Consider the following 16,037-nt stretch of genomic DNA (forward strand, 5'->3'; position numbering starts at 1 on the left):
CGATGAATCACCGGCATGATGCTCGCCGTAGCTCCGAATCGACCGTAAGCCCACCGCTGCTCGGGATGGGCTGGACAGGAATCCCTTATGGTTCACGTCGTTCTCGTCTCCGGCTGGCAAACCGTCAACATCGGCGACGTCGCCCATACGCCAGGCGCGCTCCGGGCCTTTCAGCGCTACGCACCGGAAGTGAAGCTGACGCTGTGGGCCCGCAGCATCGACGAGGGCGTACGGCGGATGCTCGGCCGCTACTTTCCGGATGTCGAGATCGTCGAGGACCGGGTCGTGCCCGGTGAACCGCTCAGTCCGGAGCTGGAGCGGTTGTTTGCCGAAGGCGACCTTTTGGTCCATGGGTCGGGGCCGTCGCTCGTCGCCAGGGTGGAGGTCGCCGAGTGGCATCGGCGGACCGGAAAGCCGCACGGCATTTTCGGGGTGACAGTAGATCCGCTCCGGCCGTACGGCTCGACGCTGGCGCGGGCGGCGAGCATGGTCAGCGCGATCGACGGTGACCTGCTCACCGAACTCGAGCGCGAGGTGCTCGACACAGCCGCGTTCGTCTATTGCCGGGACTCGTTGACCGAGCGATTCCTGGCCGGCCAGGGCCTCGGGGCACCCACGATCGCGTTCGGTCCGGACGCCACCGTGATGTTCGACGTGGTCGACGACGGCGACGGTCAGGCCGTCCTCGCGGAGTACGGGCTGTATCCCGGACGTTTTCTCTGCGTCGTACCGCGGCTGCGTTTCACGCCGTACCACCAGATCCGGAACTACCCGCCCGCGGCCGAGGACGTTCGCCGGACGGCCTACAACGCGGGCTATCTGAAGTCCGACTTGGACGTTCTGCGGCAGACCGTGATCGGCTGGGTTCGAGCCACTGGCGAGCCGGCGATCGTCGTGCCGGAGATGAGCTACGCGATGGAACTCGCCGAGACCGAGTTCGCGGGGACCTTCCCTGCCGACGTGGCTGACGAGGTCCACATCCTGCCGCGGTTCTGGGATCTGACCGAGGCGGCCGCGGTGTACCGGCGGGCCGGCGCGGTCGTGAGCATGGAGTGCCACTCACCGCTGATCGCGCTGGCGGAAGGTATTCCGTCGATCTACCTGCGTCAGCCGACCGACACGATCAAGGGCGAGATGTACAACGATCTCGGGATGCCCTTCGTCGAACTGGGACCCGGGGCCGACGCTGCGGCCGGGCAACTCCTGCAGAAGATCGTCGACGATCGGCCGGCCGCGGCCGAACGCGTCCAGGAGACGCGGGACGGCGCGCAGGAGCGCGTACGTGGGATGGTCCAGGCCGCCGTCGCAGCGGTCGGCAGCAGGATCCACTGATGTCGTCGGGGATCAAGATGCGGCCGCGGACCGGCGCGGATCCCGGCGCACCTGCCGCCCGCCGGACTCGCGTCCGCGGGCAGTTGGCGACCCGATGGCACCGGGACCGGGTGCTGCTCGTGCTCGCGGTGCCAGGAGTGATCGTCCTGGTGGTGTTCCACTACCTGCCGCTGCTGGGCAACGTGATCGCCTTCCAGGACTACCAGCCGTTCCTCGGCATCAGCGGATCGGATTTCGTTGGCCTGAGCAACTTCTCGGTCATCTTCAACGGGGACCCGGAGTTCCTGAACGCGCTCGTCAACACCTTGGTCATCACGATCGTCCAGGTGCTGTTCGTGTTCCCGTTGCCGATCGCGCTGGCCCTGGTCCTCAACACGATGCTGAACGAACGAGCCAAGCGGCTGACGCAGTCGATCCTCTACCTGCCGCACTTCCTGTCCTGGGTCATCGTCGTGGCGTTGTTCCAGCAGATGTTCGGCAACGGCGGAATGCTCAACGAGTGGCTGCGTTCAGCGGACCTGGGCACCTTCCACATCATCGGCGTACCGGAGCTGTTCAAACTGCTGATCACGTCGCAGGTGATCTGGAAGGACACCGGATGGTCGACCATCATCTTCCTGGCCGCTCTGTCCAAGGTCGACCTGAACCTGTACGAGGCGGCGGCGATCGACCGGGCCGGCCCGCTTCGGCAACTGTGGCACGTCACGCTGCCCGCGATCCGGCCGGTGATCGTACTGCTGCTGATCCTGCGGCTGGGTGACTCGCTCACGGTCGGTTTCGAGCAGATCCTCCTGCAGCAGGGTCCGGTCGGCGCGCAGGCTTCCGAAGTGCTCGACACCTACGTCTACAACAACGGGATCATCGGCGGGAACTGGGGTGTGTCGGCCGCGGTCGGCCTGGTGAAGGGCGCCGTCGGCGTGATTCTCGTACTCGGGGCGAACCGGCTCGCCCACGCCATGGGGGAGCGGGGGGTGTACTCGAAATGACCGGACTGCTGGAGACCACCGCTGAACGCCGGGCTCGGCGCAACCGTCAACCGGCCTCGGACGATCGGCCGGCCTGGATGGGACGGCAACCGCGGTGGGCGACCGCGGCACGCGGTGTACTGCTGACCGTCGCCTGCCTCGCGGTGATCGTCCCGTTCGTCGCCGTCGTGATGACGAGTCTGGCGCCGCAACGCGACATCAGCGCGCGCGGTGGACTTGTCCTCTTCACCAGCGAGCCGTCGCTCGCGGCGTACCGCGCCGTTCTGTCGGGAGGAGTGGTGACGCGGGCCCTCACCGTGTCGGTCGCGGTCACCGCTGTCGGCACTGTCCTGTCGCTGGCCTGCACCATCATGCTCGCGTACGCCCTGTCGCGGCCGGGATCGCTGTTGCACAAGCCGATCCTGCTGATGACGCTGTTCACGCTCTTGTTCAATCCGGGCATGATCCCGATGTACCTGATCGTCAAGCAGCTCGGCCTGATCGACAACCTGGCGGCGTTGATCCTGCCGGTGGTGGTCAACGCCTTCAACGTGATCGTGATGCGGTCCTTCTTCCTCGAGCTTCCCGATGAGCTGACCGAGTCGGCGAAGCTCGACGGCGCCGGCGAACTCCGGATCCTCACCTCCATCGTGCTGCCACTCTCGAAGGCCGTAGTCGCGGTGGTCGGCCTGTTCTACGCCGTCGCCTACTGGAACGCGTTCTTCGCTGCCCTGCTCTACCTGCCGTCTCCGGAGAAGTGGCCGTTGCAGCTGGTGCTGCGAACGTTCGTCGTGAACCAGACGCCGCTCGGCACGGACGAGCTCTCGGCGTCGACCGAGTCACTGCCGCCGCAGGCATCGATCCAGATGGCGATTCTCGTCATGTCCGTGATCCCGATCCTGATCATCTACCCGTTCATCCAGAAGCACTTCAGCAAGGGACTTCTGATCGGCGCCGTCAAAGGCTGATCGACCGGACGCCCACCCTGAGGAGGGAACCGTAACCATGGATGCGTTTTCGCGCCGTACGTTGCTCAAAGGGCTGTCCGCGGCAGCCGTCGCCGGTGCCGCCGGATCGGCTCTCGGCTGCTCCGCCAAGACGACGGCGGGAACCTCCGGCCGCATCGGAGCGGACATTCTCCCGGCGTTCGCCCAGGCCGGGAGCGTCGAACCCGCGCTGAAGAGCGCAAGCCCGCTCGGCATGAGCGGGTACTTCGAGTACCCGCCGAATCCCGTCGCGTCGGTCGGTAAGCCGCCGCTGTCGGGTGGCCAGATCTCCGCACTCACCTACACCTTCGACCCGGTGGCGCCCGGCAAGTCCGACAATCCGCTGTGGCAGGAGGTCGACAAGCGACTTGGCGGCAAGCTCGACATCACCTACGCGCCGGCTGCCGACTACGCCCAACGATTCGCGACCACCGTGGCCGGCGGAGATCTGCCCGACCTGGTGTCGATCTACGGTTCGGTGCAGCAGTTGCCCGCGTTGCTGAAGGCAAAGTTCACCGACTTGACCGAGTACTTGTCGGGCGATGCCGTCAAGGACTATCCGAACCTGGCGGGTCTGTCCACGGACTCGTGGCGCAAGACCGTGTACGGCAACGCCCTGTGGGGAGTACCGATCGCCCGGGTACCGATCCCGTCGGTCGCCTGGATCCGCTCAGACCTCGTCGCCGGTACCGGACTACCCGCACAGCCCAAGAACATCGGCGAGTTCAAGGCATTGCTGAAGGGGCTGACCAACGAGCGCAAGTCCCGCTGGGCCTGCGGCGATCCGGGCAGCACCCTGACCATGATCACCGCCTCTCTGGGTATCCCCGGCAGCTGGATCGAGGACGGTGGGAAGTTCACCTCCAACATCGAACACGAGGCGTACGAGAAGGCGCTGGCCGACACCCGTGAGCTGGCCGACGCCGGGGTCTTCCATCCGGACGGCCTGGTTGCCACCAACAACCAACGCAACGACTGGTTCACCAACGGAACCACCCCGATCGTCTTCGGCGGGTACGCCGGCTGGAGCAAGTACGAGATGTGGGGCGCCGAGGTGCCGGGCTTCAAACTCGGGTCATTGCCGATGTTCGGCTACGACTCGGCGAGCAAGCCCGTCCATCCCCGGGGGAGTGCGGCGCAGGCGTTCACCGCTGTCACCCAGGCCGAACCGGACCGGGTCCGCGAGGTGCTCCGGGTCCTCGATTGGCTCGCCGCGCCGTTCGGATCCTCCGAGTACCTGCTGCGTAACTTCGGGATCGAGGGTCAGACGTTCAGGTTCGAGGGCAAGGACCCGATCCTGAACTCGCGTGGCCAGAATCTGCGGCTGGTCCCGTTCGGATACGTCTCCGGACCGACCCTGGCCATCTACGACCCCGGCAGGCGTGACGTCGCCCAGGCCCGCTTCGACTACCAGGAAGCCGCGCTGCCGATCCTCGCCCCGGATCCGACCCAGGGCCTGTACTCCGAAACCGATGCGGCCAAGGGGCTGCAGTTGGGCAAAGACCTGACCGATGCGCGGAACGGCATCCTGGCTGGACGCGCACCCGTCTCGAGCTGGAAGGCCGCTGTGACCAAGTGGCGCAACGGTGGAGGGGACAAGATCCGGGCCGAGTTCGAACAAGCCTTCTCGGAGGCGGGACCCAAATGAGCCGTCAACTGGTGGCCCAGGCCGACGAGTTCCTGGCAGGTCGGCCGTATTCCATCCTCGACCGGGAGCCGTCGGACTGGGCCGGGGACGCGCACGACTACTACTCGGTCGGCAACTATTCCTGGCCGAATCCGGAGACGGCCGACGGTCTGCCGTACATCAGGGTCGACGGCCGGCGAAACCCGGATGCGTGGAGCGATCGCTACGACAAGCGGCGGTTCCGGCAGACGGCCGCGGCCGTCAACACCCTGGTGCAAGCTCACCTCCGAACCGGCGAGGCACGCTACGCCGACGCCGCGGAGGCACGTCTCGAACGCTGGTTCCTGGACCCGGCGACCGCGATGCGCCCCAACTTCGCTCATGCTGCCGCGCTGCCCGGTCAGCACGACGGCGCGGCGATCGGGCAGATCGAGGCCACGTTCCTGACCGACCTTCTGGATCACGTCGACCTCCTGGTGAGGGCCGGACGATTCACCGAAGGCCTCCCGCTCCTGCAGGACTGGTTCGCCGAGTTGACCCACTGGATGCGGTCGAGCGAACTCGGCCGGCAGGAAGAACGGATGGTCAACAACCATGGAGTCTGGTGGGACGCGCAGGTCCTGCGCTACCTGCAGTTCGTGGATGATCGGAGCGCACTCGCCGGGATCCTCGATCGGTTCGGCATCCGGCTGCGCCACATCGCTGTCGGCGGCTCGCTCCCGAGAGAACTGGCTCGTCCCGACTCGTTGCTCTACACCATCTACTGTCTACGAGCCTTCGTCGTCTGCTGTCGAGTCGCAACTGCTGAAGGCCGCGACCTCTGGAACGCGCCCGCCGAACCCGGCCACGGCAGTCTGCGCGACGCGTTCCACTTCTGGGCCGGCCACGCCAACGACGACAGCCGATGGATCTGGCCCCGGCAGCCCTCGGACCTCGACCGAACCGCCCTCTGGCTCGCCGACGAGGCCGCCGCCGTCTACCAGACCCCGGGCCTCAAGGCGTTCGCGGAGAACCTGCGACGGCAAGACCTACCCGCCCCCGAGATCCCGTCGACCGCAGCCCTCGAACACACCCTGACCTGAGCATCAGCGAACCCGGCGTTTCCCTCCACGGAAGGAATGACACAGATGCAGATCTCCGCCCCCGGGCGACTTGCCCGAAAGACGATGGCTCTCACCGTTGCGGTAACCCTGAGCGCCACGGTCGGTTTCGCCGCAGTGACGAACACCCGAACCGCCAGCGCGGCAGCAGCCGCGGTGCCCAGCTACTCGGCGGGTATCGCGGGCGAGGCCTGGACGATCGAGAACGCCGCAGCGTGCAGTACGACGTTGGGCGCCGGCGGCAACCTCCGAGAGGGGGACGGCTGGTTTCCCGGTAAGTGTCAGGGAGCGGGGCAAGCACCCCAGATCACCGGGACCTCGGACGCGCGGGCTTTGACATTCCGTACGGACAAGGACTTCGAGTACGAAGGCGCCATCGTCGAGGACCCCGCCAAGAACACCTGGAAGGACGCTGCTGGAAATACTCTCCGGGACCGCTCGGAGTTGGCAACGGGATGGGACCTGCCGTTCCACACCGACGTGTGGGTCGGGTTCGACGTTCGCATTCCCGCGGGCGTCGACGACGTGACGGGCAGTGGGGCGTACCTGCTGCAGCTGTGGCAGTGCACCGCGAACCCGATCGGCGGCGTGCGCATCCAGTCCGGGGCCGGAAACGGGCACAACCTCCAGTTCGTACGCCGAGGCGAGGAGCCGGGTATGGACGAGGAGTACCACAAGGCCCTGGCGACCAAGAGCATCGGCACCAACGAGTGGCACTCCTTCGTCATCAAGTACAACGTGGAGCCCTACCACGACGGCGCGCCGAAGGGGCGTATCGCGGTGTACCACAAGACAGTGGGAGCGACGACCGTCGAGGAGAAGCTCTTCGAGCGGGAGGAGTACTTCGGCTACGCGACGCGTTCCAGGTGCGCTGACGACTCCTTCAAGAACGAGTTCAGGATCAAGTTCGGCATGTACAAGGACTACCAGCCGGGCGCGACGTTCCGCTCCGACTTCCGGAACGTGCGGATCGGCGGCAGCAAGGCGGCGGTGCAGCCTTACAACCGCGGTTGACGTCCCTGCGGTGACGTCTTCGGCTGGGGGTCGATGATCGGGCCCTTGACATCTTGGGTCTGGAGTAAATACTTAGGCATATGCCTAAGTGTTCGGACGGGGTCGGTGGTGAGGTCGAACTCGACCGGATGTTCCGGGCACTGGCGGACGGTACCCGCAGGGCGATGATCGCCCGGTTGGTCCGTGGGCCGGCCTCGGTGAGTGAGCTCGCCGAGCCGTTCGGTATGGCGCTGCCCAGCGTTGTCCAGCACCTCCGGGTGCTCGAGGAGGCGCGGGTCGTCTCGTCCGACAAGGTCGGCCGGGTGCGCACGTACCAACTCGTGCCCGACGCACTGGTCCCGGCCAACGCCTGGATCGTGGCTCAGCGCCGCCCGCAGGAACGTCGGCTCGACCGCCTGGGTGACTACCTGACCAACCAGCAAGCGACACCGGAGGACTGACGTGACCGATCGCACCCAGACCCACGCCACATTCGTGCTCGAACGCGAGTACCCGGTCGCGGTCGGCCGCGTGTGGGCCGCCTTCGCCGACCCAGAGCTCAAGCGACAATGGTTCGGTAGCGACGACTTCATCTACACCGACCGCACTGACGACTTCAGGGTCGGTGGTGTCATCACCGACGACGGGTACGACGGCGAGGGCGGCCCGCTGTCGCAGTTCCGTGCCACCTATACCGACATCACGCCCAACGAGCGGATCGTCTACACCTACGACATGTGGCTCGACGGGGCGCATGCCTCGACGTCGATCACCACTGTCGTGTTCGAGCCGGCCGGTGACAGCGGTGATGTCGGTGGCGTGGGCGGCCCTCGGACCCGGCTCACGTTCACCGAGCAGGGCGTGTACCTCGACGGTGTCCATGGTCCGGGCCCGGACGCGGCGGCCGGGCGTGAGTCCGGCACCGCCGGCTTGCTCGACGCGATCGGCAAGCTGTTTGCCGCCGTCGGCTGAACCCGTCCACGGCGGCGTGGGGTGGATTCGGTTGATACAGTCTTGGCTTAATTCAGGATGGGCTGTACCGTCTGCCGCATGACTGACGGACTTGCGGTCGCGGTGGATGCGGCGGCGCTGGCTCGGGTCGGCGTCGCGCTGGCGGACGAGAACCGGCGTCGGTTGCTGCTGGCGTTGCTGAACGAGCCGGGGTTCCCGTCGGACCTGGCCGATCAGCTGGGGATGACGCGGGGAAACGTGTCGAACCACCTCGCCTGTCTGCGCGGCTGCGGATTGGTGCGAACGGTGCCTATCGGTCGCCGGGTGCGCTACGAGCTGGCCGATCCGAAACTCGCGCACGCGTTGGCCGACCTGGCCGCACTGGTTCTGCTCGTCGACCATGAAGCGGGCGCGGACGAGGTCTGCGGACCTGAGGACTACGACTGCGCCGACCAGGTCTCGGATGGCTGACGCGTGCTGCGCGACCGACGCTGAGTCGGCGCACGAGAAGACCACCGCGACTCCGCCGGCCGCTGTCTGGCAGGTGCGTGAACTCCAAGCGGCGGCGGTGGCCGGCGTACTGCTGCTGGCGGCACTCTTCCTGCCCGAGGATGCCGCGCGGATTGCCGAGTTGGCCGCGCTCGTCGTCGGCGCGGCCACTTTCGCGCCCGGCACGCTGCGTGCCCTGTTCCGCGGCCGCATCGGCGTCGGTCTGCTGATGACGCTGGCCGCGGTCGGTGCGGTTGCCTTGGGCAACTACGGCGAGGCGGCGACGCTCGCCTTCCTGTTCTCGGTCGCCGAGGGTCTCGAGGGGTACGCCGTCGCGCGCACGCAGCATGGTTTGCGTGCGCTACTGACTCTGGTGCCGTTGTCGGCCACCGTCCAGCGCGCCGGTGCCGAGGTGGTGGTCGGGCCGGAGGAGTTGCGGCTCGGGGACGTACTCGTGGTGAAGCCGGGGGAGCGGATCGCGACCGACGGCGTGGTGTCGTCCGGGCGGAGCTCGCTGGACACGTCGGTGGTCACCGGCGAGTCCGTTCCGGTCGAGGTCGGACCCGGCGCCGAGGTGTTCGCGGGGACGGTCAACGGCGTCGGCGTACTCGAGATCACCGTGACAGCCACGTCGGAGGACAACTCGCTGGCGCGGCTGGTCCACATCGTGCACGAGGCTCAGGAACGTAAGGGCACGAGTCAGCGGCTGGCCGAGAGGTTCGCCAAGCCGATGGTTCCTGGTGTGCTCGTGCTGGCCGCTTTGATCGCTGTGCTGGGCAGTCTGCTGGGTGATCCCGGCGTGTGGATCGAGCGGTCGCTGGTGGTCCTGGTGGCGGCGGCGCCGTGTGCGTTCGCGCTGTCGGTACCGGTGGCGGTGGTCGCGGCGATCGGCGCCGCGTCGAAGGCCGGCGTACTGCTCAAGGGCGGTGCCGCGGTCGAGGCACTCGGCATGATCCGGGTCGTCGCGATCGACAAGACCGGGACGCTGACCCGCAACGAGCCGTCGGTGATCGAGGTCGTGGCGGTGGCTGGTGCGGATCAGGCGAAGGTGCTGTCGGTCGCGGCGGCTCTGGAAACACGCAGCGAACATCCGCTGGCTGCCGCGATTCTGGCGGCCGGCGGTGTCGTGACGCCGGGGACAGCTGTCGAGGCCCTGCCGGGGCATGGACTCCGGGGAACGGTCGGCGGGCGTCCGGCCCGGCTGGGCAAGCCCGGTTTCATCGCCGCCGGTTCGCTGGCCGCCGATGTGGAACGGCTCCAGGACGCCGGGGCGACAGTGGTGCTGGTCGAGTACGACGGCGTGCTGCTGGGTGCCGTCGCGGTCCGCGACGAGATCCGGCCCGAGGTCGCCGAGGCGATCGCGATGCTGCGGAATCAGGGGGTCGCGGTGGTCATGCTGACCGGCGACAACGCCCGCACAGCGGCCGCGATCGGGGAGCAGGCCGGGATCGAGGACGTTCGCGCCGAGTTGCTGCCCGCGGACAAGGCCCGCATCGTCACCGAGTTGAAGGCGCGCGGTCCGGTCGCGATGATCGGTGACGGCATCAACGACGCGCCCGCACTGGCGACCGCCGACGCGGGGATCGCCATGGGCGCGATGGGTAGCGATGTGGCCATCGAGGCCGCAGACGTGGCGCTGATGGGAGAGGACCTGCGCCGGCTCCCGGACGCGATCGCCCACGCCCGCGCGGCGAGGCGGATCCTCACCCAGAACCTGGTGCTGTCCGGTGGGATTCTGGTAACCCTGGTTCCCCTGGCCGCGACCGGCGTGCTGGGACTGGCAGCTGTCGTCGCGTCACATGAGCTTGCCGAAGTACTAGTGATCGGCAACGGCATTCGAGCCGGCCGGAAGCAGCATCTCCCGGTTCGCCTCGCACTCCGCGCGGCGCAGGCGAAGAACGTCTCGGTCCGGGCTCCGGAGCCGGTGATGGCTCCGGCCGGCCGGTCCCTCCTGCGACTCAGCGCCGCTCCCGGGGCCTCGGAGGGTGGCAAGTCTACGGCGCCGGAGTCGTCGAGTTGCTGCGGAGACGGCCCGTGCACCTGCAACCACGGCTGAGCTGACGGGGCGCGATTGGCTACTCATGGCGACACCATGGACAGGCTCGGGGCAGCTAGTGGCGGACACTCGGGTAGCGGGCCGGGGTGCTGGGGCCGAGGTGTACTTCGGGGGTTGGCGTCGGGATGTCGACGGCGAGTGGATCGAGTGCGGCGCTGATGGCGGCCGCGCCCATCTCCTCGAGCGGTGACCGGACCGTGGTGAGCCAGTCGGCGTCGTAGCCGATCGGGCTGGAGGCGCGGTGGCCGTAACCGGCGATCGCCAGGTCGTCCGGGACCGCCACGCCACGGCTCTGGAGTTCGTGGATCGCGCCCCAGGCAACCGAGTCCTCGGTGCTGACGATGATCTCGGTGTCTCCCCGATCGGCCAGGAACTCCTTCACGGCCGCGGCACCGCCGGCCATGCTCTGCGGGACCTCGTAGACCTGACTGTCCGGCAAGGCGACTCCGCCGGCGGACAGGCCGACGCGGAACCCGTCGAGCCGATCGCGCTGGGAGGGGATCGTGGGGTCGGCGAGGAAGAGCACGAACCGCCGATACCCCAGTTCGAGGAGAGCGGTGGCCAGCGCCTTGCCCCCGTCGGCATCCGGCGGCCTGATCGCCATCACGGGCTCGGCGGGTTCCCCGACGATGACGACCCGGCCGTTCTCGCGCTGGAACCCGATCAGCTGTTCCATCAGCCCCGAGCCCGCCCGTGCGGACGTGTCGCGCTTCCGGGCCAGCACGAGCGCCTCCGGGCGCTGGCGGCGGAGTTCCTCGATGAGGTCGCGCTCGCGCGACTCGTCGCCTTCGGTCGACAGCAGGTTCAGCACGTAGCCGCGCCGGGACGCCTCGCGGGTCGCTCCGAAGGCGATGCGCGCGAAGAACTGGTCGCGGATGTCGCCGACGACCAGAGCGACCGCCGGGTAGCGGCCCCGCGCCATCGCCTGGGCGGCGAGGTTCGTGCTGTACCCGACCTGCTTCGCCGCCGCGAGGACCCGGTCCCGGTACGTGCCGGCGACCTGTCGGGTGCTGCCGTTGAGTACCCGGGAGGCCGTGGACTGCGACACCCCGGCAGCGCGGGCCACATCGGCCAGCCGGGGCGTACCGCTCGCTTCGTTCGCCACGCTCGTCATCGTATCGGCGTGGACGGGACAGCGCTGTCCAAGACGGCGTAGCTCTTCTGTGAGGCAGAAATAGATGGCGACGAGGTCTTGCTGGGACAGCGCTTCCCGGGCAAGATGACGCCTGCGAAAGCGCTTTCGTTCCCTGCTCCACCTACGCAGAGGTGCGGTCAGATCCGCCCACCCGACGAGAGGATCGCTGATGCTTGATTCGGTGCGAAAAGCAGTGGCGGTGGTGGCCGTCGGGCTGCTCGCCGCCACCCAACTCGTGCTGCCCGCGCAGGCTGCGGGTGATCCGGGGATCGTGTTCTCCGGTCCGGTGGCGGCGGACGGTGTGACTGCCTGGCCCGGGGACGCGGACAAGACGCCGGAGCACGCGGCGTCGAGCCGGCTCGGTGTGCCGTGCTGGCAGACCAGCAACGATCCGAAGGACCAGTACATCTACCTGAACCTCGATGCCGCCCGGATTCCGGCCGGCGCGACGGACGCCGTACTCACGATCAACTACTTCGATGCCCCGGGTCAGCAACTGACGGCGCAGTACGACAGCGTCAGTGCCGCGTTCACGCCGGTGCCGTGGTTCACGTTCCCCGGGACCGGTGCCTGGTCGAGCACGCAGTTCCGGATGTCAAACATCAACTTCCAGAATCGTGCGAACGGCGCCGACATCCGGCTGATGGCGAGTGCGCCTGGTGGTGTCATCAGTTCGGTCTGCATCAGCTCCGTGAGTGTCTCGTTCGCCGACACCACCGGAATCACGGTCACCAATCAGAGTCTGGTCTTCCAGCAGGGTTCCGGAAACGTCACGCTCACCTCGACGGCGTCCTCGGTGGCCTGGAGCATTACCGACGACCAGTACCTTCCGGTTGCCTCGGGCAACACAACGAACGGGTCGATCAATGTGGCGGGCCTGGGCGCGGGCTTCTACAACCTTCGCCTCGCAGCGGGGTCGACAGTGGTCGGTACGACGTTGGCGGTGATCCCACCCCTCCCTGCCGGGATCCAGTCGCCGACCGGCAAGTGGGGCGTGAACACGCACATGGCGCACTACTACGACCTCAGCGGTGCGTTGATCCGCACGCTGGCGCTGGCCGGGTTCTCGCACATCCGGGAGAGCCTGGAGTGGCGCAGTGTCGAGTCCGGGTCACCTGGCAACTATGCGGTCCCGGCGCAGTACGACGCGATGATGGCCGACGCCAAGGCGAACGGCCTGACGCCACTGCTCGGCACCGGCTACAAGAACCCGCTCTACGACGGTGGGCACACGCCGAGTACACCGGAGGGCTTGGCCGCGTACGGCAGATACCAGAGTTGGTGGCTGAAGCACTTCGCGGGCACGACCAACGACATCGGGACCTACAACGAGTACTACATGTCGGGCTTCAACGACAGCGCCTGCGGTCTCACCGGTGCGTGCTTCGTCCCGTTGATGAAGGCGGCGTACGAACAGACCCACGCAGACAACCCGAACGCGAACGTCCTCGCGGATGTCGGGCCGAACAAGGGCGACACCTCGTTCCGTGACCAGGTGCTGGCCAACGGCGGCCTGAACTACGTGGACACGATCGACGCGCACATCTACACGTTCGGCGGTCCTGAGGGCGATCTGGACGCCCAGGTCGCGAGCCTGCGCGCCGCGGCCGATGCCCACGGAGGCGCCGGCAAGCCGATCTGGGTCAGCGAACAGGGCTACCCGACCGCGGCGAGCTACGGCGGCTCGCTGATCGACCAGGCCCGCAAGTCGATCCGCAACGACACGCTGCTGATCGCGAGCGGGGTGAGCCAGTTCTACTGGTACGACGCGTTGAACGACGGCACGAACCTGGACGACAAGGAATCGACCTTCGGCCTCCTGCAGGCACCCGCCGGACCGATCGCCGGCATGGCGCCGAAGCCGGCCCTGGTGGCGAAGGCGACCACGATCCGCGCGTTGAGCGGCTTGGCCTACAGCGGCCGCGACAACCTGACCGCGCCGTTGTACTCGTACCGGTACGGCTCCGGCGCTGCGACCACGCGCGTTCTGTGGTCGACCACGAGCGGTACCTCGTCGGTCAACCTGAGCACCACCAGCCCGCTGCAGGTGACCGACATGTACGGTCACACGACCACGCTGACTCCGACGGCCGGTGTCGTGAGCCTGACGGTCGATCAGGACCCGGTGTTCGTCAAGGGCTCCGCGACGGCCGTCTCCCAGCAGGCGGCGCCGCAACTCACGGCCACGGCCGCGAATCCGTCGAACTCGCAAGAGCCGACCGCTGTCACTGTCACGTTGAAAGGAAGCCCGCGCAACCTCGGCCCGCGGCAGGTGACGGTGGCGGGTCAGACGGAGAGCGTTCTGGTGACGCCTGGCAAGGACACGACTGTCACCGTTGCGGTGCCGCCGAGCGACACGCTCGGTCTGCGGCATCTGGTCGCGACGGTCTCCCGGGACGGCAAGCCGACCGCGCGCCTGGTCACGTGGACCAGCGTCGAGCCGGCTACCAGGATCCGGGCGCTTCCACAGCTCACCCCGGATCTGAAGACTGCTCTCGGTATCGAGCTGACCAACACCCGGGCAAGTACGGCCGCGACCATCCAGGAACTGAGCTGGACCATCGGCGGTCAGAAGGGGACCGCAGGCGCCGGCCAGTCGATCGCACCGGGCAAGCAGGAGACGATCAGCATCCCGCTGACCGGTCTGCAGCCATGGAAGCCGTATGCATACACCGTCGATCTGACGACGTCCGACGGCGACAAGGTCTCGGTGAAGGGCACCACGGCCTTCGATCCGATCGTGCCTTCGGCAACAACTCCGCAGAGCTCGATCGACCTGGCCAACGATGCCAGTTGGATCGCCTTCTCCCGCCCGTGGGGAGGCGCCGCGGACCTGTCGGGCAAGGCGAACTTCCAGTACGACGCGACTGGTCTGACGATCAACACCGACGTCACCGACGATGTCTTCGCGCAGACGGAGACCGCGCCCAACCTGTGGCGCGGCGACAGCCTGCAGTTCGCGATCAGCAACGGGTTGCCGGGAGAGAACGCCACCTCTACCGAGATCGGTGCGGCCCTGCTGCCGACCGGTCCGGCCGTGTACACGTTCGGTACGTCGGACGGTAGCCCGACCGGCGCCACACCAGGAGCAACTGCCGTGATCACCCGCGCCGACGGCGTCACGAAGTACCAGGTGAAGCTGCCGTGGGCGGCGCTCGGGTTCACGACGCAGCCGGCCGGGCCGGTGGCGATCTCCCTTGCTCTGAACGAGAACGACGGCGCCGGGCGGGTCGGCGCCATGCAATGGGCGAGCGGGATCGTCACCGGAAAGACCACGACGTTGTTCCTGCCGGGAACCTTCACCAGTTAGGAGAACCATCCGGTACTCGTAAGCACCGAGAAAGGACGCAGGATGACCGACGCGATCCGCGTGGCCACGGGCGCACACCTGACCTATCCGCACGCCGGCGGGTTTCACGCGGACGGAGAGCGGCTGGTGGTCGTCCGGTGGGATGCCGATCGTTCGGCGACCGGCTTCGTCAGCGTGCCGTGGCGTGAGCCTGGTGACGCGGACGTGCGCGAGCTGTGCGCCGTACCGGCCCAGGCCCGGCAGGAGGGGACGGTGTGGTTCGACGTGGCCCGCGATGCCGAGCGCCTCGCCGGGACCTGGGACGGAGTCCTGCACATCATGGATCTCGCCGACCGAACGGCGGCGCCGGAGATGCTGTACCGAGCTCCTGCGGGCCGTGCGCTGCAGGGGCTGGTCAGCATCAGCCCTGCAGGTGATCGAGTGCTGGTCTCACAGGAGGCGCCGGGGGAGTACACGCTGCTCGAGGTCGACGTCGGGACGGGGCGGATCCGCGAGCTGCAGACTCGCGAGTGGTGGGCGAATCATGCCCACTACTGCCCGGCCGATCCGGCGTGGATCGGGTACTCCCACGAAGGACCCACCAAGTCCGTGCCGGATCGGGTGTGGGCTCGACACGCTGTTGAGCTGCCGGAGGGGCAATGCGTACTTCGGCAGCCGGAAGGCGTGTGTTTCGGACACGAGCGATGGGCTCACCACGCCGTAGGTGCGGTCGTCGTGGCGTACGGCGTCAGTCCGAACGGCCCTCGTGGCTTGTACTGGGCATCTCCGGACGACCCTGCCGGACGACTCTTGTCCCGCGGCGATCGCTACTGGCATTGCGACATCAGCCGTGACGGACGGCGCGCCGTGGTCGACACGTCCGGGCCCGCGGATCGTCCTGGCAAGGGATGGGAGAACGCCGACGGAATCTCCGACATCCTGCTCGTCGACCTCACGGACGGCAGCACGCTCCCACTCGCCCGTACCCGCGCGACCCGCCATCCCGCGCACCCGCATCCGATCTTCACCCCCGACGGCTCGGCCGTACTGTTCAACGACCTGGCCCCGGACGGAACCCTGTCCATCACCCGAATCGACCTCCCCGACACCTGAG

Annotated in this window: 13 protein-coding genes; 12 read left to right on the forward strand and 1 reads right to left on the reverse strand. The window is 67.7% G+C overall.

Features of this window, described 5'->3' with window-relative positions:
• Positions 1-87: 87 nt before the first annotated feature.
• The 10 genes from ACFYRH_RS16135 (at position 88) to ACFYRH_RS16180 (ending at position 10,499) form a co-directional block, all read left to right on the forward strand.
• A complete protein-coding gene (locus ACFYRH_RS16135; protein WP_387774592.1) occupies positions 88-1,332 on the forward strand; it encodes a polysaccharide pyruvyl transferase family protein in 1,245 nt (414 codons plus the stop codon).
• Complete coding sequence (locus ACFYRH_RS16140) at positions 1,332-2,318, forward strand: ABC transporter permease (protein ID WP_387774595.1); 987 nt, start codon at positions 1,332-1,334, stop codon at positions 2,316-2,318. The genes ACFYRH_RS16135 and ACFYRH_RS16140 overlap by 1 nt, the downstream gene beginning before the upstream one ends.
• Positions 2,315-3,265 carry a carbohydrate ABC transporter permease gene (locus ACFYRH_RS16145; RefSeq protein WP_387774598.1) on the forward strand — a complete coding sequence of 317 codons (951 nt, stop codon included), beginning with the start codon at positions 2,315-2,317 and terminating at the stop codon, positions 3,263-3,265. Before ACFYRH_RS16140 ends, ACFYRH_RS16145 begins: the two co-directional genes overlap by 4 nt.
• A gap of 37 nt (positions 3,266-3,302) precedes the next feature.
• Positions 3,303-4,931 carry an extracellular solute-binding protein gene (locus ACFYRH_RS16150; RefSeq protein ID WP_387774601.1) on the forward strand — a complete coding sequence of 543 codons (1,629 nt, stop codon included), beginning with the start codon at positions 3,303-3,305 and terminating at the stop codon, positions 4,929-4,931.
• Complete coding sequence (locus tag ACFYRH_RS16155) at positions 4,928-5,992, forward strand: alginate lyase family protein (protein ID WP_387774604.1); 1,065 nt, start codon at positions 4,928-4,930, stop codon at positions 5,990-5,992. Before ACFYRH_RS16150 ends, ACFYRH_RS16155 begins: the two co-directional genes overlap by 4 nt.
• 45 nt (positions 5,993-6,037) lie before the next feature.
• A complete protein-coding gene (locus ACFYRH_RS16160) occupies positions 6,038-7,024 on the forward strand; it encodes a hypothetical protein (protein ID WP_387774607.1) in 987 nt (328 codons plus the stop codon).
• An 80-nt stretch (positions 7,025-7,104) separates the two neighbouring features.
• On the forward strand, positions 7,105-7,464 hold the full coding sequence (locus ACFYRH_RS16165; protein ID WP_387774610.1) for an ArsR/SmtB family transcription factor: 360 nt from the start codon (positions 7,105-7,107) through the stop codon (positions 7,462-7,464).
• Position 7,465: 1 nt separating this feature from the next.
• On the forward strand, positions 7,466-7,975 hold the full coding sequence (locus ACFYRH_RS16170) for an SRPBCC domain-containing protein (protein ID WP_387774613.1): 510 nt from the start codon (positions 7,466-7,468) through the stop codon (positions 7,973-7,975).
• Between the two features lie 78 nt (positions 7,976-8,053).
• Entirely contained in the window at positions 8,054-8,425 is a 372-nt protein-coding gene (locus ACFYRH_RS16175; protein WP_387774616.1) for an ArsR/SmtB family transcription factor, read from the forward strand.
• The gene (locus ACFYRH_RS16180) at positions 8,418-10,499 is read left to right on the forward strand and encodes a heavy metal translocating P-type ATPase (protein ID WP_387774619.1); all 2,082 of its coding nucleotides are present in this window, start codon (positions 8,418-8,420) and stop codon (positions 10,497-10,499) included. Before ACFYRH_RS16175 ends, ACFYRH_RS16180 begins: the two co-directional genes overlap by 8 nt.
• Before the next feature lie 55 nt (positions 10,500-10,554).
• On the opposite strand, the gene ACFYRH_RS16185 is transcribed toward ACFYRH_RS16180, so the two are convergent.
• Positions 10,555-11,604 carry a LacI family DNA-binding transcriptional regulator gene (locus ACFYRH_RS16185; protein ID WP_387774622.1) on the reverse strand — a complete coding sequence of 350 codons (1,050 nt, stop codon included), beginning with the start codon at positions 11,602-11,604 and terminating at the stop codon, positions 10,555-10,557.
• Positions 11,605-11,803: 199 nt separating this feature from the next.
• Between ACFYRH_RS16185 and ACFYRH_RS16190 the strand changes: the two genes are divergently transcribed.
• Both ACFYRH_RS16190 and ACFYRH_RS16195 read left to right on the forward strand, forming a co-directional pair.
• Positions 11,804-14,944, forward strand: a complete 3,141-nt coding sequence (locus tag ACFYRH_RS16190) for a sugar-binding protein (protein ID WP_387774625.1) — start codon at positions 11,804-11,806, stop codon at positions 14,942-14,944.
• 42 nt (positions 14,945-14,986) lie between these two features.
• A complete protein-coding gene (locus ACFYRH_RS16195; RefSeq protein ID WP_387774628.1) occupies positions 14,987-16,036 on the forward strand; it encodes an oligogalacturonate lyase family protein in 1,050 nt (349 codons plus the stop codon).
• Position 16,037 lies beyond the last annotated feature (1 nt).

This window comes from Kribbella sp. NPDC004875 (assembly GCF_042873375.1).
Classification (GTDB): Bacteria; Actinomycetota; Actinomycetes; order Propionibacteriales; family Kribbellaceae; genus Kribbella.

What these genes read in the sequence shown, in the direction of transcription:
- ACFYRH_RS16195 (WP_387774628.1), top strand. Translation starts at nt 14,987, where the DNA reads ATGACCGACGCGATCCGCGTGGCCACGGGCGCACACCTGACCTATCCG.
- ACFYRH_RS16140 (WP_387774595.1), top strand. Translation starts at nt 1,332, where the DNA reads ATGTCGTCGGGGATCAAGATGCGGCCGCGGACCGGCGCGGATCCCGGC.
- ACFYRH_RS16155 (WP_387774604.1), top strand. Translation starts at nt 4,928, where the DNA reads ATGAGCCGTCAACTGGTGGCCCAGGCCGACGAGTTCCTGGCAGGTCGG.
- ACFYRH_RS16190 (WP_387774625.1), top strand. Translation starts at nt 11,804, where the DNA reads ATGCTTGATTCGGTGCGAAAAGCAGTGGCGGTGGTGGCCGTCGGGCTG.
- ACFYRH_RS16135 (WP_387774592.1), top strand. Translation starts at nt 88, where the DNA reads ATGGTTCACGTCGTTCTCGTCTCCGGCTGGCAAACCGTCAACATCGGC.
- ACFYRH_RS16165 (WP_387774610.1), top strand. Translation starts at nt 7,105, where the DNA reads ATGCCTAAGTGTTCGGACGGGGTCGGTGGTGAGGTCGAACTCGACCGG.
- ACFYRH_RS16145 (WP_387774598.1), top strand. Translation starts at nt 2,315, where the DNA reads ATGACCGGACTGCTGGAGACCACCGCTGAACGCCGGGCTCGGCGCAAC.
- ACFYRH_RS16180 (WP_387774619.1), top strand. Translation starts at nt 8,418, where the DNA reads ATGGCTGACGCGTGCTGCGCGACCGACGCTGAGTCGGCGCACGAGAAG.
- ACFYRH_RS16175 (WP_387774616.1), top strand. Translation starts at nt 8,054, where the DNA reads ATGACTGACGGACTTGCGGTCGCGGTGGATGCGGCGGCGCTGGCTCGG.
- ACFYRH_RS16160 (WP_387774607.1), top strand. Translation starts at nt 6,038, where the DNA reads ATGCAGATCTCCGCCCCCGGGCGACTTGCCCGAAAGACGATGGCTCTC.
- ACFYRH_RS16150 (WP_387774601.1), top strand. Translation starts at nt 3,303, where the DNA reads ATGGATGCGTTTTCGCGCCGTACGTTGCTCAAAGGGCTGTCCGCGGCA.